Source organism: Shinella sp. WSD5-1 (assembly GCF_963942435.1).
In the GTDB taxonomy this organism is placed as follows: domain Bacteria; phylum Pseudomonadota; class Alphaproteobacteria; order Rhizobiales; family Rhizobiaceae; genus Shinella; species Shinella yambaruensis.
Map to the genome: position 1 here is coordinate 198,173 of NZ_OZ012597.1, position 23,240 is coordinate 221,412.

19 protein-coding genes are annotated in these 23,240 nt (G+C 66.2%); 5 read left to right on the top strand and 14 right to left on the bottom strand.

All coding sequences use genetic code 11. The annotated features are described in order from the left end of the window. Nucleotides 1-80: 80 nt before the first annotated feature. Nucleotides 81-1,505 (bottom strand): RtcB family protein, encoded by a 1,425-nt coding sequence (locus tag AABQ55_RS24090; RefSeq protein WP_272807665.1) that lies wholly within the window; start codon nucleotides 1,503-1,505, stop codon nucleotides 81-83. A gap of 659 nt (nucleotides 1,506-2,164) precedes the next feature. Continuing rightward, nucleotides 2,165-3,721, bottom strand: a complete 1,557-nt coding sequence (locus tag AABQ55_RS24095; RefSeq protein WP_272807664.1) for an RNA-binding protein — start codon at nucleotides 3,719-3,721, stop codon at nucleotides 2,165-2,167. A gap of 210 nt (nucleotides 3,722-3,931) precedes the next feature. On the opposite strand from AABQ55_RS24095, the gene rtcR reads away from it, so the two are divergent. Next, nucleotides 3,932-5,539 (top strand): RNA repair transcriptional activator RtcR, encoded by a 1,608-nt coding sequence (rtcR, locus tag AABQ55_RS24100; protein WP_272807663.1) that lies wholly within the window; start codon nucleotides 3,932-3,934, stop codon nucleotides 5,537-5,539. A gap of 66 nt (nucleotides 5,540-5,605) precedes the next feature. On the opposite strand, the gene AABQ55_RS24105 is transcribed toward rtcR, so the two are convergent. After that, a complete protein-coding gene (locus AABQ55_RS24105; protein WP_272807662.1) occupies nucleotides 5,606-6,307 on the bottom strand; it encodes a TetR/AcrR family transcriptional regulator in 702 nt (233 codons plus the stop codon). A 253-nt stretch (nucleotides 6,308-6,560) separates the two neighbouring features. Between AABQ55_RS24105 and AABQ55_RS24110 the strand changes: the two genes are divergently transcribed. From AABQ55_RS24110 to AABQ55_RS24125, 4 genes are all read left to right on the top strand, one after another. Then, on the top strand, nucleotides 6,561-8,711 hold the full coding sequence (locus AABQ55_RS24110; RefSeq protein WP_272807661.1) for a TonB-dependent siderophore receptor: 2,151 nt from the start codon (nucleotides 6,561-6,563) through the stop codon (nucleotides 8,709-8,711). 11 nt (nucleotides 8,712-8,722) lie between these two features. Further along, complete coding sequence (locus AABQ55_RS24115) at nucleotides 8,723-9,829, top strand: ABC transporter substrate-binding protein (RefSeq protein ID WP_272807660.1); 1,107 nt, start codon at nucleotides 8,723-8,725, stop codon at nucleotides 9,827-9,829. A gap of 28 nt (nucleotides 9,830-9,857) precedes the next feature. Next, nucleotides 9,858-10,964 carry a siderophore-interacting protein gene (locus AABQ55_RS24120; protein WP_272807659.1) on the top strand — a complete coding sequence of 369 codons (1,107 nt, stop codon included), beginning with the start codon at nucleotides 9,858-9,860 and terminating at the stop codon, nucleotides 10,962-10,964. Nucleotides 10,965-11,081: 117 nt separating this feature from the next. After that, nucleotides 11,082-11,780 (top strand): methyltransferase family protein, encoded by a 699-nt coding sequence (locus AABQ55_RS24125; protein ID WP_272807658.1) that lies wholly within the window; start codon nucleotides 11,082-11,084, stop codon nucleotides 11,778-11,780. A 28-nt stretch (nucleotides 11,781-11,808) separates the two neighbouring features. On the opposite strand, the gene AABQ55_RS24130 is transcribed toward AABQ55_RS24125, so the two are convergent. From AABQ55_RS24130 to AABQ55_RS24180, 11 genes are all read right to left on the bottom strand, one after another. Next, entirely contained in the window at nucleotides 11,809-12,582 is a 774-nt protein-coding gene (locus AABQ55_RS24130) for a TSUP family transporter (protein ID WP_272807657.1), read from the bottom strand. Then, nucleotides 12,579-13,748: a mandelate racemase/muconate lactonizing enzyme family protein gene (locus AABQ55_RS24135; RefSeq protein WP_272807656.1), complete on the bottom strand. Its 1,170-nt coding sequence runs from the start codon at nucleotides 13,746-13,748 to the stop codon at nucleotides 12,579-12,581. The genes AABQ55_RS24130 and AABQ55_RS24135 overlap by 4 nt, the downstream gene beginning before the upstream one ends. A 7-nt stretch (nucleotides 13,749-13,755) precedes the next feature. After that, nucleotides 13,756-14,490, bottom strand: a complete 735-nt coding sequence (locus tag AABQ55_RS24140) for an SDR family NAD(P)-dependent oxidoreductase (protein ID WP_272808137.1) — start codon at nucleotides 14,488-14,490, stop codon at nucleotides 13,756-13,758. Between the two features lie 8 nt (nucleotides 14,491-14,498). Next, on the bottom strand, nucleotides 14,499-15,977 hold the full coding sequence (locus AABQ55_RS24145; protein WP_272807655.1) for an NAD-dependent succinate-semialdehyde dehydrogenase: 1,479 nt from the start codon (nucleotides 15,975-15,977) through the stop codon (nucleotides 14,499-14,501). Between the two features lie 27 nt (nucleotides 15,978-16,004). Continuing rightward, nucleotides 16,005-17,051 (bottom strand): tagatose 1,6-diphosphate aldolase, encoded by a 1,047-nt coding sequence (locus tag AABQ55_RS24150; RefSeq protein ID WP_272807654.1) that lies wholly within the window; start codon nucleotides 17,049-17,051, stop codon nucleotides 16,005-16,007. Nucleotides 17,052-17,062: 11 nt separating this feature from the next. Then, nucleotides 17,063-17,974 (bottom strand): sugar kinase, encoded by a 912-nt coding sequence (locus AABQ55_RS24155; RefSeq protein ID WP_272807653.1) that lies wholly within the window; start codon nucleotides 17,972-17,974, stop codon nucleotides 17,063-17,065. Next, complete coding sequence (locus AABQ55_RS24160; RefSeq protein ID WP_272807652.1) at nucleotides 17,971-19,047, bottom strand: ABC transporter ATP-binding protein; 1,077 nt, start codon at nucleotides 19,045-19,047, stop codon at nucleotides 17,971-17,973. Before AABQ55_RS24160 ends, AABQ55_RS24155 begins: the two co-directional genes overlap by 4 nt. A gap of 4 nt (nucleotides 19,048-19,051) precedes the next feature. Further along, the gene (locus tag AABQ55_RS24165; protein WP_245507835.1) at nucleotides 19,052-20,050 is read right to left on the bottom strand and encodes an alcohol dehydrogenase catalytic domain-containing protein; all 999 of its coding nucleotides are present in this window, start codon (nucleotides 20,048-20,050) and stop codon (nucleotides 19,052-19,054) included. Between the two features lie 5 nt (nucleotides 20,051-20,055). Next, on the bottom strand, nucleotides 20,056-20,880 hold the full coding sequence (locus AABQ55_RS24170) for a carbohydrate ABC transporter permease (RefSeq protein WP_064333952.1): 825 nt from the start codon (nucleotides 20,878-20,880) through the stop codon (nucleotides 20,056-20,058). Nucleotides 20,881-20,890: 10 nt separating this feature from the next. After that, nucleotides 20,891-21,766 carry a carbohydrate ABC transporter permease gene (locus tag AABQ55_RS24175; protein ID WP_244766280.1) on the bottom strand — a complete coding sequence of 292 codons (876 nt, stop codon included), beginning with the start codon at nucleotides 21,764-21,766 and terminating at the stop codon, nucleotides 20,891-20,893. 70 nt (nucleotides 21,767-21,836) lie between these two features. Beyond that, entirely contained in the window at nucleotides 21,837-23,129 is a 1,293-nt protein-coding gene (locus tag AABQ55_RS24180; protein WP_244766279.1) for an ABC transporter substrate-binding protein, read from the bottom strand. Between the last annotated feature and the right edge of the window lie 111 nt (nucleotides 23,130-23,240).

Sequence of the window (23,240 nt, forward strand, 5' to 3'; positions counted from 1 at the left end):
GCTTATACGCGAATTCCGTCCCGTTTCAACCGTCATCGCACCGGCCGCCGCCACAAGGGCGACGGCCGGCGCGTCGTCACTTAACGCCTTTCCCGCCTCTTCCGCCACGGCGCGTCCCTTTGCCAGTCCCCGGCCATGATGCTCCCGAAGGGCACGACCTCGTCGACCACCTCGGCCAGGCCATAGTGCTCGATCTGGGCGCGGACATTGGCGGCGGACTTGTAGGCGCTGGGCAGCTCCGAAGCATCCGCGAAGCCGGAGAAGAAGCGGACGTCCAGCCCCGCCGTCTCCTTCTTCAGAATATCCGCCAGGTTGTTCGGGCTCAGGCCGCGGGCATCGGCGCCGTATTCTTCCGCAAGGCGCCGCATATGGGCGCTGCGGGAAAAATTGCGGCCGGCGCCATGCGGCGAGAATCCGAGGCCATGGGCGGCATTGGAGCCGCGAACGATCAGGATCGGCTCCACCATGTTGAGCGGAATGATCGTCAGGTCTGTCGCATCCTCGGCCCACTTGTCGAAGGCGGGCGTCGCTCCCTTGCCGTGGTAGAAGAGCCCGTCGGACTTGCGGAAGACGAAGTTGTGCTCGTTCCAGAAGCGGTCGGCCACCTTGGCCGAGAGCCTTTCCGCCGCCATATCGTGCAGGACGTAATGATTCTCCTTCGTCCACTGGCGGATCGTCTGGAGCGCCGACCAGTAGAGGTCGCCCTCCTCGGTATCGGCGGGAATCCAGGCGTTTTCCCGATGCGTCTGCGGCGACAGCTGCTCGCGGAAGCGATTGGCGACCTTCATGCCCTTGTCGTAGAGGCGCGCACCCGGTGCCCGCGACCCGTGATGGGTGACGAGCGCCGTTTCACCCGTCGATTTCATCGTCCCGACATAGGCGAAGTGGTTGCCGTCGCCCTGCGTCGCGAAGTGCTCGATACCGGCGCTGAGGGCGCCGTCCCGCAGGTAGGGGTTCTGCTGGAAGGCGGACAGCGTCGCCTGCGAGGGCTTGAACTGCGCACCGCGCGGGCGCCCGCCCGGACCGAAATGCGTCACCGCATGAACGGCGTCGAGCAGGGCCTTCCGATCGACATCGGGGAAGATGGAGATCGCCATCGAGCAGCAGATATCGGCCGAATGCATGCCGGGGTGAATCGCCTCGGATGCGACGACGCCGCCGACCGGGATCGTCCCGATCGGGCCTGCCGGGCAGGCGTCGGGCATGATCGCCGCCGAGCGCACCACGGGCGTGCGCACCAGCGCCCGCATCGTCGCATTGACCTTCTCCACATTGTCCTGCTCGAAGGCGTTTTCCGCGCGGATGTTGGAATAGATCTCGATATCGTTGTCCGCCCTCAGCGCAAGCGTCGGGCCCGGCTGGAAGGCGCGTGCCGCTTCCAGCGCGCCCTCCATCGAACCGCCTTCGCTCAAGACCGTGTTGGCGGCGTCCAGCGCATCGCGGAACCACTTGCCCTGGGGCATGCCCGCATCGATCAGATCCTGTCCGCTTACTACCTGTTTCATCGCTTCTTCTGCTTCTGCAGTCCTTCTGGTCCTTCGAGTTTCCTGTCCCCGGGCGACAAATTCAGGCGGAAGACGTTTCCGCACGCATTCCATTTGCATGGCGCGATGCGGCCCATGTAGTCTTCCGCAGCATTCGCCCGGGGCCTCTTGCCATCCCGGCGACGAACCTTGGCGGGACGGTTTCTGAGCTACGCACATCCTGACGAACATGCGGGATGGATCGAACATCCGACCTGCACACCGGATATCCGGCGAGCCGCTCTTACCTGTAGTCCCACCGGCATTCGCCGGGCATTCCCTATGCAAGCCCTTGCAGCGGCGACGAGGATGAACGAAACCGGATGGCCCCGCTCGTGCCAGAGAGCGTATGCCCAGGAGGAGTCGAACCTGCCAGACCATCCAACGGTGGTGGCTGTAGTTCCGTCCGGCATTCGCCGCTGCAAGTCTTCCATGGGCAATAGCCTTCTTGCCCATGTCGTTCGTCCGTGACGACGAGGTGTGGTGAAACGACCCGCTCTATCCGCTGAGCTACGGGTCCATGGTTGGGGGACCCGGCGGGATTCGAACCCGCGACCTGGAGGTTAACAGCCTGTAGTTTCATCCGGCATTCGTCACGGTCCCCGTGCCGTTCACGGGCGGCACGGGGGTATTGCTTCATGTCAGAGCTCGATCGCCTCGATTGCCCTCACCCAGCCGTCGGCGCCCTTGCTGTCGGCGGCGAAAGCGGTGATGACCCCATAGACGGCATCCGAGAAGCCGCCGATGTTGAGCACGTCGTTCCGGGTCGGCGCCTGCGTGGTGGCGTGGGGCTGGAGATCGAGGCAGACCAGCTTTGCAGCCGGGTTGACGCGCTTGATCCGTGCCCATTCCGTCATCACGCCCGTCGGCTGACCGGCCTTGCGCGCATCCACCCAGGATTCGTTGTCCGAGATGAACACGACGAGATCGACCCTGGCCTTCTCGTCCGCGAGCTTGCGCAGCGGTGCGGAGCAGTTCGTTCCCCCGCCGCCGATGGCCGCCAGCTTGCCGGCATTGGTCATCACCGAATCCCGCCGGTTGAGCGCGACGTTCACCACGCCGGTCTCGAACGGCAGCACCCGTGCCTTCGGGTTGCGCTGCAGGAAGGCCGCCGTCATCAGGCCGGCGACATCGATGCAGCGGACCGCCGACGTTGCCCCCTTGCGGTATCCGGTCACCGGCGACGCCATGGATCCGGAAACGTCGGGGCACAGCACCACATTGCCGCCGAACGACGGCACGTTGGCGATCGCGATATCCATCGCGTCCCGCAAGGCATCGCGCACGACATCCGGAACCTGGCCGTCGACCATCTTCCACGCCATCATCAGCTGATAGGGGAAGACCCTGGCCTTGCGGACCTCGTCCGGATCGGCCAGCCGTGCAGCCAGCGCCTCGGCAAAACCCTCGACCTCGAACACGCCGTTGCGCGCGAAGGTGTTGAGGTTCTGCCGCACCATCTGCCAGCCGCCCTTGCGGGCGATCTCGACCCAGTGCTCGCGCGTCAGCGGCAGCGAGGTCAGCATCTGGAACGGCACGTCCGGCACCGGCCGCGTCTGGTCGCGCCGGAAGGCTTCCAGCGCCTTGACGAGGTCCGGCAGCGCCGCAACGTCGTGCGGCTTGCCGATCGCCCAGGCATAGAGCGCCCTGCGTTCCTCCGACACCGGCTTCGGATGCACCATGCGGATGACATCGGCCAGCGACGGGTCGTTGCCGACCATGGCACGCAGGATCTGCTCGGTGCTTGCCCGTTCCAGCCATGCCTGCACGGCCTTCTTCGGCCGCGTGCCGAGCGACTTGCGCCCCGTCGCGCCGGAGCGCATCACCTGGACGAAGCCGCGCAGCATCTTGCCGCTCTTGACGACGCGCGGAAAGGCGCGGGCGAAAGCATCGCTCTCAAGGCTGGACAGCATGGCCAGCAGGGTGACCGGCATGTCCTTCATGTGCCCCTTCCCGGCCGCGTGGATGGCCACCTTGGCAAGGAATTCCGGCTCGACCTCGAGGGCCAGCGCCTTCACCGCCTCCAGCTGCTCGGCACCGTCGGCGTAGAACGTACCGTTGAACGTGCCGGTCACGGCATACTGCGCCAGCGCCTCGCGCGGCGTCAGCCTGTAGGCCGGCGCGGCTTCGTGGTTTTTCGTGTCCGTGCCGGGAAGCAGCTTTCCGAGATAGGTTTTGAAGATCGCCTTGTTGACCATGACGGCACCTCTTGTTTGGTTCGTGCCAGATACATTTCAAGCGGCGTGCCAGTTTGACGAAATAATCTCTCAGAAGCGGAAATTTTCTTCTATCTCGCTGTAATTAATATCTAAAAATTATTCCTGCCCATACACCGGCCCAAATTGCCAAAATTCGACGCTCCCATTATCCTATCCAAAAATATCCATCCTTATAAAATTGGATAAGACATGAAGCGGCGTGTCGCCATCAGTATCCTGGGAACCACCCTCGACATGGGGAAATGGGACAATCGCTGGAGCCGCTGGCGGCCCAATGTCGGGCTCTGCCAGCAAGCCGGCCTGTTCATCGACCGGCTGGAACTCATCCATGACAACCACGCGAGCGCCCTCGCCACGCGGATCATCGCCGACATCGAGACCGTGTCACCGGCCACCGAGGTGCGCAGCAATGTCATCAATTTCCGCGACCCGTGGGATTTTTCGGAGGTTTACACGAACCTCCGGGACTTTGCGCGCGGCTACCCGTTCGACCCCGATACCGAGGATTATCTCGTCAACATCACCACCGGAACGCATGTCGCGCAGATCTGCTGGTTCCTGCTGACCGAGGCCCGCATCATCCCCGGCCGGCTGCTGCAGCTCTCGCCGCCGCGCGATCGCGATCCGGGTGCGGACTTCGCCGGCACGCACCGGATCATCGACCTCGACCTCTCCCGCTACGACGAGATCGCCAAGCGCTTTGCCTCCGAGCGCGAGGAGGCCGCCTCCTTCCTGAAATCGGGGATCTCCACGCGCAACACCGCATTCAACCGGATGATCGACGAGATCGAGCGCGTGGTGATCCGCTCGGCGGCACCGGTCCTGCTGACGGGACCGACCGGCGCCGGCAAATCCCAGCTCGCCAGGCGCATCTACGAACTCAAGAAAGCGCAGCGGAAGGTCAGCGGTCCCTTCGTCGAGGTCAACTGCGCGACATTGCGGGGAGACCAGGCAATGTCGGCGCTGTTCGGCCATGTCAAGGGCGCCTTCACGGGGGCCGCCGGCGAGCGCGCGGGCCTCCTGCGCTCTGCGGATAAGGGCGTGCTCTTCCTGGACGAGATCGGCGAGCTCGGCCTCGATGAACAGGCCATGTGCCTGCGCGCCATCGAGGAAAAACGCTTCCTCCCCGTGGGCGCCGACACCGAGGTCTCCGCCGATTTCCAGCTTCTCGCCGGCACCAACCGCGACCTCGCCGAGGCCGTGCGCCTCGGAAGGTTCCGCGAGGATCTCTTCGCCCGCCTGAACCTCTGGACGTTCCGGCTGCCGGCACTTCGCGAGCGCACGGAGGACATCGAACCCAATCTCGATTTCGAGCTGCGCCGCTTCCTGGAGCGCGAGGGCCAGAACGTGACCTTCAACAAGGAGGCGCGCGAACGCTATCTCGCCTTCGCCACCGGCCCTGACGCCGCATGGAACGCCAATTTCCGCGACCTTTCCGCATCCGTCACCCGCATGGCCACGCTCGCCCCGCTCGGCCGCATCACCATCGAGGTCGTCGACGACGAGATCCGGCGGCTGAACACGGCCTGGCACGGTGCTTCACGGCAGACGGTATCCGACGACATCCTTGTCGAGCATCTGGGCGAGGATGCCGCGGCGCAGCTGGACCGGTTCGAAGCCGTGCAGCTCGCCGCCGTGCTGCAGACCTGCCGCAAACATGCCAGCGCCAGCGCGGCGGGCCGGGCGCTGTTCGCAAGCTCGCGCCTGGAAAAGAAAAGCAGCAACGACGCCGACCGCCTGTCGAAATATCTCGCGCGATTTGGCCTGAGGTTCAATGATGTGAGCATGCTGCGCTAGGTTGCCGATCTCCATCGAGACACCGGCTGGATTCGAATCTGCGGCGTGGCGTCATGCCGGGCCGCGTCAGTTTGCCCTCTTTCCGGCGCCTCGCATGAACAGCTCCCAAGCCTGCTCGAAATAGGCATCGCGCGCTTCGGTGGAGGCGAAGGCGGCGCTTCCGAGCATGGCATAGGTGATCGGCTTCACCGTCAGCGAATAGATGAGTTGGTCGGCGATGAAGGCCGCCTCTCCTTTCGCAAGGTCACCGCTTGCCTGCGCGGCCTCGATCAGCTCGATCAGACAGCGGACGGTCGGGTCGCTGCTCGCCCCGTCGGCAAGGCTCTGCCTGAACATCGCGGCTTCGCTCAGGGTGATGCGTTTCATGGCGATTTGCTGCGGCTCGAGATGGGCGGTCAGGAACCAGTGGCCGGCCACCTTGAGCCGCTCCAGCGGCGCGCCCGCGGGTGGAACGGTCATTTCGAGGCTGCGCAACGCGCTTGCGCGGATGCGCTCTATAACGCCGCGGAACAGCGCTTCCTTCGATGGGAAGCGCCTGTAGACCGTGTCCTTGCCGGCACCGCAGGCAGCCGCGATCTTCTCCATCGAGGTGCCTGCATAGCCCTGCGCCGCGAACATGCCGGTCGCGACATCGAGAATCCTGGCCGTCAGCTCTTCGGATTTCTGCCGCGACGGCCGGCCGGTTTTCGAAGCACGGGCCTGTTCGTCGGGGCCTGATGCACCTTCGACACCGATTTCCGCGGCCGATCGCCGAACGCCATCCGCCATGCTCCGCTCCGACATCGCTGAATTTCCCATCATGCTCGTTTGCGCCCTTCCTTAGCAGATCCCACCGCTCCCGCCCAACCCTTGGCCGACCGCGGGCGTCGGGCAAGGCGGCGCCCCAAAATATGAGTTTCAAGCTCATATAATTAACTGGACACTACCGTCCCGTTTGATTAATAGACGACTCCGACCGACGGGGCAAATGCCTGCCGCCGTGATGGTGTCCGAGGGTCGGACAAGGGGCTGGGGATACACAATGGGACGCAAGCTGACCTACCTTCTCGCAACTGCCAGCCTCCTGCTCTTGCAGGTTGCCGGCGCGCACGCTCAGGACGCCGCGACCCGGCTCGAGACGATCGTCGTCGAGGGTGAAAGCGAAACCCCGCGGAAGGGCGATCGTTATGTCGTCAATCGGACGACCACCGCGACCAAGGGCGCGACGCCGGTCGAGAGCACGCCCCAATCGACGACGACCGTCAGCCGCAAGCAGATGGATGACCAGAACGCCCAGACGGTGCAGAGCGCGCTGAACTATACGGCAGGCGTTCTTTCGAACGTCGATGAGAACAGCCGCTTCGACAGCCTCTCGATTCGCGGTTTCGGCGGCTTCTTCAGCGCCATGCGGACCGTCGATTATCTTGATGGCTTGAAGCTTCCGCGCGGCCAGGCATGGGGCATACCGCAGATCGACCCCTTCCTGCTCGACCGGATCGACGTGCTCAAGGGTCCGTCGGCGGTTCTCTACGGCCAGGGAAGCCCCGGCGGGCTCGTCAACCAGATCAGCAACATGCCGAGTGCCGATCCGTCCCACGAGCTGCGCCTTGAGACCGGCAGCCATGGCCGGGTCCAGGCAGGCGTCAGGAGCCGCGGCGCGCTGAGCGAGGACGGCGTCCCGCAATATTCGTTCAGCGCGATCGGCCGCCAATCCGGCACGCGCCATGACGACGTGGACGAACAGCGCCTTGCGGTCGCGCCGGCGCTGACATGGCAGCCGGACGAGGACACGAGCCTGACGCTGCTCGGCTTCTACCAGAAGGACCCCGAAGGCGGCTACTTCAACCACATCTATCCGCGTTTTCTGGCGCCGGCCGCATACCGCCCCTACCTGACCGGCGGCCTCAATGTCGGCGACCCCTCGTATGACAGCTACGACCGTGACCAGTTCGGCATCGGTTACATCTTCGAACACCGCTTCAACGACGCGGTGAAAGTGGGTTCGCGCCTACGCTATGGCGGCCTTGATTCGACATTCCGGACCCTTCAGATCTCAGGGCCGCTCACTCCCGACGGCCTGCTGCCGCGCTGGGCGGCGCACTCGGCGGAAAACGTGCGCGGCGTGAGTGCCGACAACAGCGTGGAACTGAGCTTCGCGACGGCGGCCCTGGAGCATAAGGTCCTCGTCGGCGTCGACGTCCAGCGCTCGACGAGCGATTTCCTGTTCCTGCTCGGCGGCGCCCAGTCGCTCGACGTGACAAATCCGCAGTACGGCCTACCCGTCGGGCCGTTCGCCACCTTCACGGATGCAAAGCAGGATTTGCGGCAGACCGGGATATATCTCCAGGATCAGATGACCCTCGGCAATCTGCATATTCTGCTGGGCGGCCGCTACGACTGGTCCCGGGAAGGCTCGCTCAACCGTCTCACGGGCGTTCGGCGCAACCAGACGGAACGCGCGGCCAGCTACCGGGCGGGCCTGCTCTACGAGTTCGACAACGGCATCGCCCCCTATCTCAGCTATTCGACATCCTTCGAGCCCGTCGTCGGCGTCGGATCGGACGGCCGGCCTTTCGTTCCCACGGAGGCCGAGCAGTTCGAGATAGGCGTCAAATATTCGCCCGAAAGCCTCGATGCCATCTTCACCCTCGCCGCCTTCGACATCAAGCAGAAGAATGTCCTCACGCCCGGCCCCGTGCCTGGCTTCAGCATCCAGCAGGGCGGGGTCCGTTCCCGCGGCATCGAGTTCGAAGCACGTGGGAACGTGACCGACAATCTCGAACTGATCACAGCCGTCACGCTGCTCGAAACCGAGATCTCCCGATCGAACGTCGTTCCGTCGATCGTCGGCAACCGGCCGCAGGGCGTGCCGCGGTATTTCGGCTCACTCTGGGCGAACTACACCTTCGATGACGACGTGTTCGACGGCCTTTCGGTCGGGGCCGGGGTGCGGATCGTCGGCAGCAGCTACGCGGACGATGCAAACGCCGTCCGCACGCCGGGTTACGCCCTGGTGGACGCGGCCCTGCGCTATGATCTCGGCGCGGCCAATCCGGCCTTCAAGGGAGCGGAGGCGACCCTCAACGTCACGAACCTTTTCGACAGGGACTACTATTCGGGTTGCAGCAACGGCTTCTACTGCCAGGTCGGAAAGGGCCGCGAAGTCGTGGCCGGCCTTCGCTATCGCTGGTAACGGGCATGCGGATGAACCGAAGACGTTTCCTGACGCTTGCCGCCGCAGCCCTCTCCGGCCCGGCTTTCGGTGCCGGTCCGCGGGCGATCACGGTAACGGACATGGCAGGACGCACCGTGGAGCTTGCGGCGCCACCGCAACGCATCGTGCTTCTGGAGGCGCGCGACATCCTCACCATGTCCATGCTGCATCCCGACCCGGCACGGCTCGTCGTCGGCTGGGCCGCGGTCGAGCGCATGGACAGTGACGATCTCCATTCCGCCTACAGCACGGGTTTCGACATAGCCCTGGTCGGCCGGCAGACGCCGGAAACCGTCTCGCTGGAGGGTCTGATATCCCTGCAACCCGATCTCGTCGTCGCCACCGCCTACATGGCGCCCGGAAACGGCGCCGACGCCCTGTCCGAACGGCTTGCGGAGCTTGGCATTCCCGTCCTGTTCAGCAGCAGCTTCAGCAATGACGCGGCAGGTGAGGCGCCCTCGCCGCTCGAGGAACTGCCGCGCCTGATGCACATGTGGGGCGCGATCCTGGACCGCCGCCGGGAGGCCGCGGCCTTCCTGACCTTCCATCAGCAGAAAATCGAGCGGCTGCAAAAACGCCTGGCGGGCGTGGCACCGCGCAAGACCTATTTCGAAATCGGCTCGCTCTACGATGATTGTTGCTGGGCCGTTGGCCGGGACATCTGGGGCACGCTTCTTGAAGCGGCCGGCGGCCGCGGGCTTGATGCCGCGTCCTCCCCGTGGGCCGCAAAGATCCAGCTCGAGCAGCTGCTTGCGGAAGGCGTCGACGTCTACATCGCGACGGGCGGCGGCTATGCGAATGCCACGAGACCCGCGATCGGCCCCGGCCTTCCCGAAGCCGAAGCGCGCGCCGGGCTGGAGCGCCTCACAGGCCGGCCCGGCCTTCACCTCTTGAAGGCTGTGGAGCGAAAGCAGGTGCACGGCATCTGGACAGGGCTGATCACCGCCCAGCCGCTCAACCTCCTCTTCCTGGAAGTCGCCGCCAAATGGCTGCATCCCGACCGCTGCCACGATATCGATCCGCACGAAACATTGGCGGAATTGAACCGGCGCTTCCTGGCAAGACCGATCGCCGGCCCATGCTGGGTCAGCCTCTGACAGCCCCGGAAATCCCAGGAATTTGGCCATGTCGAGCCTAAAGGCGCACACCACGATCACATTTTCCGATCTGACGCGATATCTGGACAAGATCCTCATCTTGCTCGGCGATCACGACATGCAGGTTCGTTTTGCGGACGGCATCCATGTCGCGACGTCGCCCTATGGCACCGTTCGCGTGCGGCCCGCCGGCCAGACGCTCCACATCGCGGTGGAAGCCAAGAATGGCGCATCCCTCAACCGCCTGAAGAACGCCCTTACCGGCCTGGTCGATTTCGTCGCACGGGCCGAGGACCCCGACATCGTCTGGACCGGCGACAAGGCCGGCGACACATGGCCACCGGACTTTCGGGTCCTGACGGTGCGCGCCGTGCGCGACCTGACACCGCGGATGCGCCGCGTCCGCTTCGTCGGGGAAAATCTCGCTCACTACGACGTGCCCGATCAGATCCATTGTCGCCTGCTGTTCCAGCCGCATGGCGAGCCCAATCCCGAATGGCCGAGGCTCGGCGACAATGGACGGCTGGTCTGGCCGAAGGGCGGGCAACAGCTCGCGTCGCGCATCTACACGATGCGGACCGTCGATGCGGCAACGGGAATGCTGGAGGTCGATTTCTATCTGCACGATGCCGGCGGTGCCGGCGTCGAATGGGCCCGCAAGTCGGCACCGGGCGCGCTCGTCGGCCTGCTCGGCCCGGGCGCTCACGGGCCCAAGCCCGCGAGATGGAACGTCTATGTCGGCGACGAGACGGGCCTGCCAGGCATAGCCCGCATGATCGAGGCGTTGCCGCGGGATGCGAAGGGCGTCGCTCTCATCGAGGTGGCCGAACAGGCCGAGGAACAACCGATCGCCGCGCCAGGCGGCGTCGACATACGCTGGCTTCACCGGCACGGCCGGCCGCCGGGCACTCCGGATCCCTTGGCGCAGGCGGTTCGATCCCTCGACTGGCCCGCGGACAAGGAAGACACCTTCTTCTGGTGTGGCTGCGAATACTCGACCTTCCGGGAAATCCGTCAGTTCCTGCGCGAGACGGTCAAGCTGCCGAACCACCGGCAGGTCGCCTTCTCCCATTGGCGTCGCGGCCTGAGCAATGATGAAATCATCGAGGCCGGCGGCGATGTCGTCGCCGGTTGATGCCCGCACACTATGCGCCCCCCGCGCTTACTGCGCCGCTGGCGGCTGGCGCACGATACGGATAAGGTATGACGCTCACGGTTCGACGGTTGGGGCGCGAAACCAGGAGGCCGGCGGATGCCTGTCACCGAACCCGACCCCATGTCACGAACGAAGGCCGGCGCCTATGCGATAGGCCTGCCTGCGGCGCTGCTGGCTTTGGTCTTCCTGCCGGCCGGGCGCCTCGGCTGGATGCCCGGCTGGATCTTCATCGGCTTCCTCGTCGCCGCCTTCGCGGTCTCGGCCCTGATCCTGCAGCGCGTCAACCCGGCGATCTATCGGGCTCGCAGCCGCTTCCAGCCAGGAACGGAACGCTGGGACCGGATCTTGCTGTTGCTGATGCTGCCGGCGATGGTGGCCGAAGTGCCGCTCGCCACGCTGGATGCCGGCAGGATGTCCTGGTCGAGCGTGCCCCCGGCCTTCATCGTCCTCGGCTACGCGCTTCTCGCCGCCGGCATCGCGATCACCACCTGGGCGCAGGGGGTCAACCGCTTCTTCGAGCCCGGCGTGCGTCTTCAACGCGAACGCGGCCAGCGCGTCATCACCTCCGGCCCCTATGCCTTCGTCCGTCATCCCGGCTATGTCGGCGCGCTGATGATGTTCGCCGGCCTGCCGCCGGCGCTCGGTTCCTGGTGGGCGCTCGTGCCGGCGGCGGTCGCCGGTACGGTGCTTGTCCTGCGCACGCATTGGGAGGACGCCCTTCTCCAATCCGGGCTGGAGGGCTATGCCGACTATGCGCGCCGCGTCCGGTTCCGGCTCGTTCCGGGCCTCTGGTAGCTCGGCACCGGCGCAGGCGGACGGCGCGTCATGCGCGCGCCGGAACGGCCCCCAGGATCACGGGCGCGATCAGCGAGACGCCGGACAGCAACAGCAGCCCGAAGGCTGCGAAACGGAGCGTGCGCGCAGAAAGCGCCGGGGGCCAGCGGCGCGCCAGATAAGTCGAAACCAGGACGGCCGGCAGGCCGGCAAGCGCCCATAAAAGCGCGTGATGCTGCCAGTCGCCGGCTGCCGAGACGAGGCCGAGACGGAACACCGAGTTGAGCGCGAAGATCGCCACGAGCGTCTCGCGGACGACCCGATGCGGCAGGGGCTGGCGGTAGAACTGGAAGACCAGCGGCGGCCCCGCGGTGGAGAAGAGCCCGCCCATCAGGCCGCCAAGCGCACCGAAGAACAGGAAGGCAGGCCCGCCCGACTGCCGCGCCAGCGGCGACGGCCGCCGGATCAGCTGGAGGCTCGACACGATGATGGCGAACCCGAGGATGAGGCGCAGCGCCGACAGCGACGAGGCCGCCAGAAGCGTCAGCACGCCGTAGCCGGCGGCGACCATGGGCAGGGCGCCGGCAAGCGACAGAAGGAACGGTTTCACGGCGATATCCCGCCAGCCGCGCGCCAGCACCATCACGGCATTGGCGAGCGTCAGCAGGCTGACGACGATGGCAGCCTCCGGCAGCGGGACAAGGCCGGTCAGCGCCAGGACGCCCATCAGCAACAGGCCGAAGGCGAAACCCGTCAGGGTCTGCACATAGGCCGCCACGAAGGCGAGCGCGGCGAAGAGGACAAGTTCGCTCGTGCCGATCATGCCGCGGGGCCGGCCGCCAGGGCGAGGGTGCGGAAGGGTTCGAGCCGGTCGAGGTCCGGCACCGTTCCGAGGCCCGGCCCTTGCGGCAGCACGACGACGCCCTTCTCCACCACGGGCCATGCGGGCGCGACCGCGTCGCGCAGCGGATTCGGATTGACGTCGATTTCGAGCAGCCCGTCCCCGCCGGCTGCCGCCAGGACATGCGCCGAGGCGGCAAGGCCGATGCCGGCGCCGAGGAAATGCGGGCAGTAGCGCCGGCCGGCGGCGATTGCGGCCCGGGCCACCGCGCGGCAGCCTGTCGGTCCGCCCCATTTTGCCGCATCGGGCTGGATGACGGAGAGATGGCCGGCGCCGATCGCCGACCGGAAGGCCCGCAGGCCGGCAAGGTTCTCCCCTCCGGCCAGCGGCGTTGCGGTCAGCCGCGCAAGCTCGCCCCAGACGGCCGGGCCGGCATCCACACGCACCGGCTCCTCCACCCAGCCGAGCCCAAGATCGGCCGTCGCCAACAGGAAGCCCCGCGCCGCTTCCGGGGAAAACGCCTGGTTGGCGTCCGCATGCAGCGTTTCCCCGGGCTGCAGGCTCCCGGCGAGCGCGCGGATCAGCGCCAGGTCGCGATCGAAGTCGAAACCGACCTTGACCTTGAAGTCGCGGTAGCCGGCCGCGCGGGATTGCGCCACGACCTTTTCGGCGTCGCGGATATGAATGCCGCTGGCATAGGCGCGCACCGCGCCCGCCGCATTGGGCGACAGCGCCACGGCAAGCGGCACGCCGCGGCGGCGGGCGGCAAGGTCCCAATAGGCCATGTCGAAGCCGGCGATCACCTGTGCATAGGGGCCGGCCTCCCCGGTCTGCAGCACGAGTATGTGCGTTGCCGCGGTCAATTCCTTCCAAAGATCCGCCGAATCGGGCAACGGCCTGTCGAGGATGCGCGGCGCGATATCCGAGACGAGCAGGCGGGCGCGATGCTCCGCGCCGCAGGCCGGCCAGTTGCACCAGATCTCTCCCCAGCCGATCAGGCCCGCATCATCCTCCAGCCGCACCAGCACGGCCGGCCGGTCCCTCATCGTGCCGAAGGACGTCGAGACAGGCTTTTCGAGCGGCACACGGAAGACATGCGCCTCGACGGACCTGATCACATGGGAACGGGTGGAGCCTGCCTTGCTCATGGCATCCTCACCCTGCAAGGAAGCCGCCGTCGACGGCATAGACCGTACCGGTGGCATAGCGTGCAGCCGGCATGGTGAGGAAAACCACGGCGCCCGCCACCTCCTCCGGCTGGCCCCAGCGCTTCAGCGCCGTGCGCGCGGCGATCCGGTCGCGATGCGCGATGTCCTTGCGCCCCTCGCTGTTGATCGCCGTCTCGATATAGCCGGGCGCGACGGCGTTGACCCGGATCCCTTCCTCCGCCCAGGCGAGCGCGAGGGCCTTGGTCAGCATCACGACACCGCCCTTGCTGGCGCAATAGGCCGGAAGGCGGGGCAAGGCGGCGAAGGCGTTCATGGAGGCGATGTTGACGATCGAGCCGCGGCTTGCGGCAAGATGCGGGCGAAAGGCCGTGGAGGTCCGGAAGGTGCCGGTCAGGTTGACGTCGAGCACGCGCTGGAAGGTCTCTATCCGGAACTCCTCGTCGCGGGCGAGGATGCCCGCGCAATTGACGAGCGCATCGACCCGCTCGAAGCGGGCGGCGAACGCCGCCACGGCCTCGTCGGAGGTGACGTCCAGGACGTCGAGATCGACAGCCTGAAGGCTCGACAGGGCGGAGCGGTCGAGCGCGGCGCGGTCGTGGCCGGTCGCCACGACCTTCGCGCCGCGGGCGTGGAACAGCGCGGCAATCGCCGAGCCGATATCCCCCGCGCCGCCGACAACGACGACCTGGAAGCCGGGCGGAAAGGCAAAAGGATCCGTCATCTCGCCCATCAGATGCCTGCCACGGCGACATATTTCAGTTCGAGGAAACCCTCGATGCCATAGGAGGAGCCTTCCCGCCCCATGCCCGACTGCTTGACGCCGCCGAACGGTGCCATCTCGTTGGCCAGCATGCCGGTGTTGACGCCGACCATGCCCGCCTCCAGCGCTTCGGCGACCCGCCAGACGCGGCCGAGGTCACGCGCGTAGAAATAGGAGGCGAGACCGAACTCGCTGTCGTTCGCCATGGCGATGACCTCGTCCTCGTCGCGGAAGGTGATGATGGGGGCGAGCGGCGCGAAGGTCTCCTCCTTCGCCACTTTCATGTCCTGCGTGATGCCGCTCATGACGGTCGGCTCGAAGAAGGTGCCGCCGAGCGCGCTGCGCTTGCCGCCGACGAGGATCCTGCCGCCCTTGGCGAGCGCGTCGCTGACATGCTCCTCCATCTTGGTGACGGCCCTGTCGTCGATCAGCGGCCCCTGGCTAACGCCCGCCTGCGTGCCGCGGCCGAGCGTGATCGCCGAGACCTTTTCCAGGAGCCTGGCAGTGAACGCCTCCGCGACGGTCTCCTGGACATAGATGCGGTTGGCGCACACGCAGGTCTGGCCGGCATTGCGGAACTTGGAGATCATCGCCCCCTCGACCGCCGCGTCGATGTCGGCGTCGTCGAACACGATGAAGGGCGCATTGCCGCCAAGTTCGAGCGACAGGCGCTTGATGCCGTCCGCCGCCTCCTTCATCAGCCAGCGCCCGACGCCGGTCGAGCCCGTGAAGGTGATCTTCGCGACCTTCGGATTGTGGCAGAACTCCATGCCGATCGGCCGTGCCTCGCCGGTGATGACGGAGAAGACCCCCGCCGGCACGCCCGCACGCTCCGCCAGAACGGCGAGCGCGAAGGCCGAGAGCGGCGTCTGAGCGGCGGGCTTCAGGATCATGGAGCATCCGGCGGCAAGGGCGGGCCCGGCCTTGCGCGTGATCATCCCGTTCGGGAAGTTCCAGGGCGTGATGGCCGCGCAGACGCCCACGGGCTGCTTGAGCACCATGATGCGCTGGTTGCGGTTCGGGCCAGGAATGATGTCGCCGTCGATGCGCTTGGCCTCTTCCCCGAACCATTCGAGATAGGCGGCATTGGAGAGGATCTCGCCTTTCGCCTCACCGAGGGGCTTGCCCTGCTCGGCGGTGAGGATCTGGGCGAGGTCGTCCGCATTCTCGACGATGAGCTCGTACCAGCGCCGCAGGACGGCGGCCCGCTCCTTGGCGGACCGCCGTGCCCATTCGGCCTGCGCGAGGGCTGCCGCGTCGATCGCCTGGCGAACCACCTCCACGCCGAGATCCGGGACACGGGCGATGACCGATCCGTCGAACGGATCCGTGACCGTGATGGTCCTGCCGTCCACCGCGCCCAGCCAGCGGCCGGCCACATAGGCCTTGTCGGTCAGGAGGGACCGGTCCTTCAGGGCCGGCACCGGCTGCGTCGATCGATCGTCCATGGTCGTTCCTTCCGTCAATGGGCCGTGTCAGGCAGCGGCATAGCTCTTGGCGAAGTCGCCTTCATTGTGGATCTCCTGGAAGGCGGGCGCCGGCGGGGTCCAGCGCGGGGCCTTGGCGGCGGTGAGTGCGCTCAGGCGCTCCACCACGGACACGCCTTCTTCCGTAAGCGCCTTGGCGACGGCAGCGGTATCCGGGAAATGCGAGCGGATCGCATTGAGCCAGATGGTGCGGCCCGCCAGGAACCCGCCGGCACCGGCGGCATAGGCGTAATCGAGCACGCGTTCGAACTTTTCCGTCGCCGCGCCGCCCGACAGCAGCACCCACGGAATGCCCGCATCGGCGCAGATCCTGCCGATCGCATCGAATTCCCGCTGGGCGGCAAGGGCAGCCGCGCTGCCGTCGCGCGGCGGCAGGCTGTTTGCGGCGAGCGGGCTTTCGAGCTTCAGGAGATCGACGCCGTATTCGGGCTTTGCGAATTCGCGCACGCTCTCGATCACGAGTTCCGGCAGCTTGGTCGGCGATTCGACATAATCCGCCGTATGGCCCGCGGTGCCGAGGAACGGGAACACGAGCAGTTCGAGCACATAGGCGATGTCGTGGCGACGGCAATCCTCGCCGATCTTGCGCACGAACGCCTTCTGGTGCTCCAGAACGTCGGCCGCGGCGTCCGGCCGGTACCATGCGAGCACCTTGACCGCATCGCCGCCGAGACGGCGGATCTTCTCGACGCTCCAGTCGGCGATGACCTTGGACTTGCGGCCGCCCTCGGTCTCCTCGGTGCGGTGATCCTCCAGGGTGACGATCAGGCCGCAGTCCGGCGGCAGCACGTCGATGGCGGCGGGAATGGCATAGTTCGGATCGAACAGCATGGAGCTGCAATGCGGGGCGAGATTTTCGACCAGAAGCCGCTTTGCCGTGATCATGTCGGAGAAGGTGACGTCCGACTTGTCGATGCCGCGCGCCGCCGCGAGCGCTTCGAAGAGCGGCGGACGCTGGTCGAGCGCCACCATGCAGAAGTGGCCGTCCTTGTTGGCGAGACGGGCAAGGCCGCGGGTTTTTCCGAGTGTGAGCATGACGTTTCCTTTCAGGATGACTTCAGATCGTCGAGGGAGGGAATGGCGGCACGGCCGCCGGGCCGTGTGCATTTCAGGGCGGCGACCGCGCTGGCGAAGGCGAGTGCATCGGCAATGCCGAAGTTCGCCCCGATCGCGAAGGCATAGGCGCCGTGGAAGACATCGCCGGCGGCCGTGGTGTCGACGGCTTGGACGGCCGGTGCCGGCATGTCGTGCCTGCCGGAAGCGTCCTGCCAGACGAGGCCGTCGCCACCGCGGGTGACCGCGACCATGCGGCAGCCGAAGCCCGCCGCCAGCGCCAGCGCCGCGTCCAGGTCCTCTCCGCCGAAGCCGCGCAGGCCCGGCTCGGAGAAGACGGCGTGGTCGGTCAACGGAAGCAGGCGTTCGAAGATATCGGCGTCGGCCACGTCACCGTCGAGAACCGTCGGGATACCGCGGCGCCGCGCCTCGGTGAAAAGCGCCTCCGCGCCCTCCGGCCAGCGCGGATCCGCCAGCACGCAATCGGCAGAAAGGCCGGCAAGCGAAAGCCAGGCGGGATCGACCGGATAGCGGCCGCGGAAATTGACGATCTGCCGCTCGCCGCGCGCATCGACGATGATGCCCGAGACGGACGATGCCCCGCCCTCGAAGAGCCGGAACTGGCCGATATCGACACCCTCGGCAGCAAAGGCCTCCGCCATGAGGCGGCCTGCATCGTCGTCGCCCGCCCTGCCCCAGAACGAAGCCCGGCCACCAAGCCTTGCGACGGTCACCGCGGCATTCGCCGCCATGCCGCCTGCTTCGGTCAGGTGCTCGCCCGCGCGGATCTTTTCGCTGCCGCCGGTGAACGGCGTCTCTACCCGCCAGATGCGGTCGAGCGCGGACAGCCCGAGGCAGATGATCGATGGTGCAGCCCCCTCGGGTATGATCGGCGGGCGGATCATCGGATGGCCTTTCCATCCGCGCTGTCGAAGAGATGCGCCTTGCCGGCCTGCGCGGCGAAGGCCAGCCTGTCTCCGACCTTCGGTCTCATTTCGGGGTTGACCCGGGCAACGGTCCGTACGCCCGCAAGATCGAAATGCGTGAGCGTGTCGGAGCCAAGCGGCTCGACGAGGTCGATCGTGACGGGCAGCGCGCCGGCGACGTCGTCGGCAGGAACGAGATGTTCCGGCCGGATGCCGAGCACCGCCTCGCTCCTGCCACCGAGCGCGGTGTTCAGCGCGGCCGGCACGGGGGCGGCCAGATGCGGCGCGCCTTCGAAGACGAAGGCATCGCCCGCACGCCGGATCGGGAAGAAGTTCATCGCCGGGGAGCCGATGAAGCCGGCGACGAACTGGTTCGCGGGCGTCTCGTAGACGTCTTCCGGCCGGCCGAACTGCTGGATCTCGCCGCCTTTCAGGACCACGATGCGATCCGCCATCGTCATCGCCTCCACCTGGTCGTGGGTGACGAAGATCATGGTGGTCTTCAGCTCCTGCGACAGCGCCTTGATCTCGGTGCGCACCTGGCCGCGCAGCTTGGCGTCGAGGTTGGAGAGCGGCTCGTCGAACAGGAAGACCTTCGGGTCGCGGACGATCGCCCGCCCCATGGCGACACGCTGGCGCTGGCCGCCGGACAGCGCCTTCGGCTTGCGCTCCAGGAAGGGTTCGATATGCAGGAGGCCGGCCGCACGGCGCACGCGCTGGTCGATCTCCGCCTTGCTCATGCCGCGCAATTCCAGCGCGAAGGCCATGTTGTCGTAGACGGTCATGTGCGGGTAGAGCGCATAGTCCTGGAAGACCATGGCGATGTCGCGCTTGGAGGCCGGCACGTCGTTGACCTTCGTCTCGCCGATGAAGAGCTCGCCCGAGGTGCACGGTTCGAGCCCGGCGATGATGCGCAGCAGCGTGGACTTGCCGCAGCCGGACGGCCCGACGAAGACGACGAACTCCTCGTCGGCGATCTCCAGGTCGAGGCCGGGGATGATGGTGAGCTCGCCGAACTTCTTGGCGATGTTCCTGATCGTGATCGAGGCCATGGTGTCACCCAAACGAAAGGACGGGCTTGATGAGCTTGCCTTCGGCGAAGCGGGCGAAATTCTCCGGCAGGTCGTCGAGACCGAAGGCGGCATCGACGAGCCGGCGATAGCGCTCCTTGTTGGCGCGCAGCAGTTCGACATTCGGCGCGAAGTCGCCGACCGGGAAATAGAAGGTGCGGATCATGTAGAAGTCCTTGCGGCGGAAGATCTTGCCTTCCTCGATGGTCCAGGGCGCGGCGTTCTCCCCGACCAGCATCAGGGCCCCGCGCGGCAGGACCAGCTCTATGCCGAGATTGCGCGCCACATGCGCGCCGGAGCACTCGAAGATCAGCTTGAAGCGCTTGTCGCGCGCGCCGACGGGATGGGCCTTCGCACCGAAGGAAACGGCGATCGCCAGCCGCTCCTCGTTCGGATCGCTGACATGGATATCCTCATAGCCAAGGCTCGATAGCGCCAGCACCACGCCGAGCCCGACCGGGCCTGCACCGGTCACGAGGACCGGCACAGACCCTTCGGGAGGAACCAGCGGCATGGCGAAGCGAACGGCGTGGGCGGACGTCCCGATCGTGTCGAGCAGCAGCGGCGCGAGGTCGTCCTCGATGTCGTCGGGGACGGGCAACAGGCAGTTTTCCGGAACTGGCACATATTCGGCATAGCCGCCCGGCCGGTTCCAACCGATCAGGCTCGATACTTCCAGGCACATCTGCGTGTCGCCCGCACGGCAGGCATCGCAATGGCCGCAATGCACCGGGATATAGACTGCGCAGCGCTGTCCGTGGCGCGGATGGCCCGGCTGTTCGACGACGCCGAAGATCTCGTGGCCGGCGGTGAACTCCGCCCCCTTGTACCAGAGCTTGAAGTCCGAGCCGCAGAGCGCGGTGCGCAGCACCTTGACCAGCACCTCGCCCTGCCCGACGGGCGGCAGGTCCCGGGTTTCGATGGTGATCCTGCGGTCGCCGTGGAAGACGGAGGCACGCATGCGGGCATTCTTTCTGTCTGTCATCCTGATCATCCCTTGACGGCACCGAGGGTCAGCCCTGCGACGAGCCAACGCTGGACAAGGATCGCGAGCGCGAGCGGCGGCAGCGCGATGAGCGTGGCGGCCGCCATCAGCGAGCCCCACTGGGTGGAACCTTCGCCGACGAAGTTGAAGGCAGCGGCAATCAGCGTCTTCGTGTCGGAATTCGACAGGATCAGCGAGAAGAGGAAGAAGTTCCACGAGAAGACGAAGGCGAGGATCGAGGCGACCGCGACGCCGGAGCCGACAAGCGGCAGGGCGATCCGCCAGAGAATGCGGGTCACCGAGCAGCCGTCCATCTGCGCCGCCTCGAAGACGCTGCGCGGAATGTTGTCGAAGAAGGGAAGCAGCACCCAGATGACGATCGGCATGGTGATCACCGCGTGGCTGAGGATCAGCGCCGTGTAGGAGCCGATCAGCCCGACCTCGCGGAACATGATGTACCAGGGCAGCAGGAACAGCGTGCCCGGCGCCATCCGCGCGGCAAGCGTCAGGACGGCCGGCCAGGTGATGCGCGACCAGGAGACGGCGAAGGCGGCCGGGATGCCGAAGGCAAGGCCAAGCAGCGTCGAGCCGATGGTCACCACGAAGCTGTTGACCGCATAGGACAGGAACGGCGTCGTCTGCCACAGCGTAACGTAGTTCTCGAAGGTCGGCTGGAAGAACAGCGTCGGCGGATAGGCCGTCACCTCGAAGGACGGCTTGAAGGACGAAAGCACCATCCAGACGGTCGGCGCCAGGATAAGGATGCCCGCGACGGTCAGCTGCAGCGTGTTCAGCCAGTGGACCCAGCGGGGGCTCGAATGGTCGTTCATCGTCGTCTCCTTACCAGGCGACCGCGTTGCGCAGGCGGTTGAGCACGAGCACGGCGGCCAGCACGATGGCCGAGAGCGTGATCATGAGCGCGCTGGCATAGCCGATGTTGAAGAACTCGAAGCCGACCCGGAACCCGTAGATGTTGAGCGTGTTCGAGGCATTGCCCGGCCCGCCCTGGGTGGTGATGTAGATGATGTCGAAGAAGCGCAGCAGATCGACGCTCCGCAGCACGGCAGCCGTGACAATGGTCGGCAGCAGCAGCGGCAGGGTGATGCGCCGGAAGATGCGGAACGGAGAGGCGCCGTCGATCTGGGCGGCCTCGTAGACGCTGGGCGGCAAGGACTGCAGCCCGCCGAGAACGATCAGCGCGACATAGGGCGCCCATTGCCAGGTATCGATCAGGGCGATGGTCGGGATCACCCAGGTCGGAGAGGCCAGCCATTCGGAGGCCGGAAGACCGAGCGACACCAGGATGTAGTTGGCCGCGCCCAGCGACGGATCGAGAATGACGAGCCACATCATGCCGGCCACCACGGGCGGCATCATGAAGGGCGAGATCAGGAGCGAACGCAAGAGGCCGGACAAGCGCTTGGAATGAAACAGCAGCATGGCGAGATAGATGCCGGCGACGAGCTGCAGGACCATGGACAGGGCATAGAGCGCGAAGGTGACGTAGAGGCCGTTCCAGAACTCGCCGTCGGCAACGAGCGCCGCATAGTTGGCTCCGCCTGCAAAGCTTGCCTCCCCCGTCGACGAGAACGCGTGGAAGCCGAGCCAGATCGTGTAGACCACCGGAAAGGCGATCATGGCGACGGTGAAGAGGACCGCCGGTGCGGAGAGCGCGGCAAGCTGCCGTCCCTGGCTGTTGGTCGAGCCTGGAATCATTGTCCGGTCCTTCCAGTGGGCGATTTGCGTCGGATACCGGGTCCCGCCGAGGCAGGACCCGGCAGATGCGCTACTTGCGGGCGATCAGGCCGTCGAGCGCGCTGTCGGCGGCGGCGCACGCCTCCTCGACCGACCGCTGCCCGAGAAGCACGTCCTGCACGGCCTGGCCGATATAGTCCCGCGATTCCGGATTGGCGATGATGGGGTAGCCGACTTCGGAAGACCCGTCGGACGCCAGCACGCCGAGCGCCGCCTGCCAGCTCGCCCGCACGGGCGCCTCGGCGATCCAGGCCTTGTACTCCTCATCGGCGGCGACGGAGGCGCGCGGCGAGGCGACGCCCTGAAGCGCCAGGCGTTTCTGCATTTCCGGGCTGGAGGCCCACTGCACGAAGTACCAGGCCGCATCCTTCCTGGCGCTGCGGCTGGAAATCGCAAGGCCCCAGCCGATCGCCGTCGGGACGGTTCCCGCCTCGCCGGCCGGCAGCGGAATCACATCCGTATCGTTCAGGCGCTCGCCGCCCTCCATGATGGTGCGCAGTTCGTTGGAGGATTCGAAGGCCATCGCCGCACGGCCGCTGCGATAGAGCGCGGAAATCTGGTAGAAGCTGTAGTTCGCCGCGCCGGGCGGCCCGTATTCGCGCATCAGGTCGCCGTACCAGGCGATGGCCTTCTGGCCCGCCGGGGCGCAGAGCGCCGACTTGCCGTCGACGATGTAGGTGCCGCCCATATTGTGCAGGACGTTGCTGAACGTGTAGGCGATCGCCGGCTTCAGGCCGCGCGAGGCGAAGGGCGTGACGCTGGCGTCGCATGCCTTGATCTTCTCGGCCGCAGCCCGCACGTCGTCGAGCGAAGCCGGCTTGGCAAGGCCGCATTTCTCGAAGATATCCGTCCGGTAGTAGAGCAGCGGGCCTTCGAGGTTGAGCGGGATGCTGGTCAGCTTGCCATCGAATGTCGCAGCCTTCACGAGAGCGGGGCTCACGCCTGAAAAATCGTATTCCGGAGCCACCGAGCCCTGCGTATAGGCCGAAAGGTCGGCATACCAGCCGGAGGCCGCGAACTGCTGCCCTTCGCGGGAGGCGAGGGTCATGAACACATCGATCTCGTCGCTGCCGGAGTTGAGCACCGTGACGAGGCGCTGGCGCATCTGCTGCTCCTGGTAGGAGTCAACCCGCAGGTTGATGCCGGTCAGCGCGGTGAATTCATCCTTGTAGGACAAGACCGCCTGGGACCAGGGATTGTTGTTGGCCAGGAATGAAACCGTTTCACCTTCATGCGCCTTCCAGTCGAAGGCAAAGGCGGAGGTCGCCGTTCCGGCCAGGAGCACAGACAGGACAACAGCAGGGATAGAACGATTTTTCAGCATATCTTCCTCCACAAGGCCGCTCTCCGGCGGCAGACCGAGCGCTTCTCCCGAGCGCAATCTCTATGTAACCGGTTACATATTATGTTGCGGGTATGGCTGTCAACACTCGAC

Coding starts and splice junctions, on each gene's coding strand:
- AABQ55_RS24090 (WP_272807665.1), bottom strand. CDS start 1,505: ATGAAACAGGTAGTAAGCGGACAGGATCTGATCGATGCGGGCATGCCC.
- AABQ55_RS24095 (WP_272807664.1), bottom strand. CDS start 3,721: ATGGTCAACAAGGCGATCTTCAAAACCTATCTCGGAAAGCTGCTTCCC.
- rtcR (WP_272807663.1), top strand. CDS start 3,932: ATGAAGCGGCGTGTCGCCATCAGTATCCTGGGAACCACCCTCGACATG.
- AABQ55_RS24105 (WP_272807662.1), bottom strand. CDS start 6,307: ATGGCGGATGGCGTTCGGCGATCGGCCGCGGAAATCGGTGTCGAAGGT.
- AABQ55_RS24110 (WP_272807661.1), top strand. CDS start 6,561: ATGGGACGCAAGCTGACCTACCTTCTCGCAACTGCCAGCCTCCTGCTC.
- AABQ55_RS24115 (WP_272807660.1), top strand. CDS start 8,723: ATGAACCGAAGACGTTTCCTGACGCTTGCCGCCGCAGCCCTCTCCGGC.
- AABQ55_RS24120 (WP_272807659.1), top strand. CDS start 9,858: ATGTCGAGCCTAAAGGCGCACACCACGATCACATTTTCCGATCTGACG.
- AABQ55_RS24125 (WP_272807658.1), top strand. CDS start 11,082: ATGCCTGTCACCGAACCCGACCCCATGTCACGAACGAAGGCCGGCGCC.
- AABQ55_RS24130 (WP_272807657.1), bottom strand. CDS start 12,582: ATGATCGGCACGAGCGAACTTGTCCTCTTCGCCGCGCTCGCCTTCGTG.
- AABQ55_RS24135 (WP_272807656.1), bottom strand. CDS start 13,748: ATGAGCAAGGCAGGCTCCACCCGTTCCCATGTGATCAGGTCCGTCGAG.
- AABQ55_RS24140 (WP_272808137.1), bottom strand. CDS start 14,490: ATGACGGATCCTTTTGCCTTTCCGCCCGGCTTCCAGGTCGTCGTTGTC.
- AABQ55_RS24145 (WP_272807655.1), bottom strand. CDS start 15,977: ATGGACGATCGATCGACGCAGCCGGTGCCGGCCCTGAAGGACCGGTCC.
- AABQ55_RS24150 (WP_272807654.1), bottom strand. CDS start 17,051: ATGCTCACACTCGGAAAAACCCGCGGCCTTGCCCGTCTCGCCAACAAG.
- AABQ55_RS24155 (WP_272807653.1), bottom strand. CDS start 17,974: ATGATCCGCCCGCCGATCATACCCGAGGGGGCTGCACCATCGATCATC.
- AABQ55_RS24160 (WP_272807652.1), bottom strand. CDS start 19,047: ATGGCCTCGATCACGATCAGGAACATCGCCAAGAAGTTCGGCGAGCTC.
- AABQ55_RS24165 (WP_245507835.1), bottom strand. CDS start 20,050: ATGACAGACAGAAAGAATGCCCGCATGCGTGCCTCCGTCTTCCACGGC.
- AABQ55_RS24170 (WP_064333952.1), bottom strand. CDS start 20,880: ATGAACGACCATTCGAGCCCCCGCTGGGTCCACTGGCTGAACACGCTG.
- AABQ55_RS24175 (WP_244766280.1), bottom strand. CDS start 21,766: ATGATTCCAGGCTCGACCAACAGCCAGGGACGGCAGCTTGCCGCGCTC.
- AABQ55_RS24180 (WP_244766279.1), bottom strand. CDS start 23,129: ATGCTGAAAAATCGTTCTATCCCTGCTGTTGTCCTGTCTGTGCTCCTG.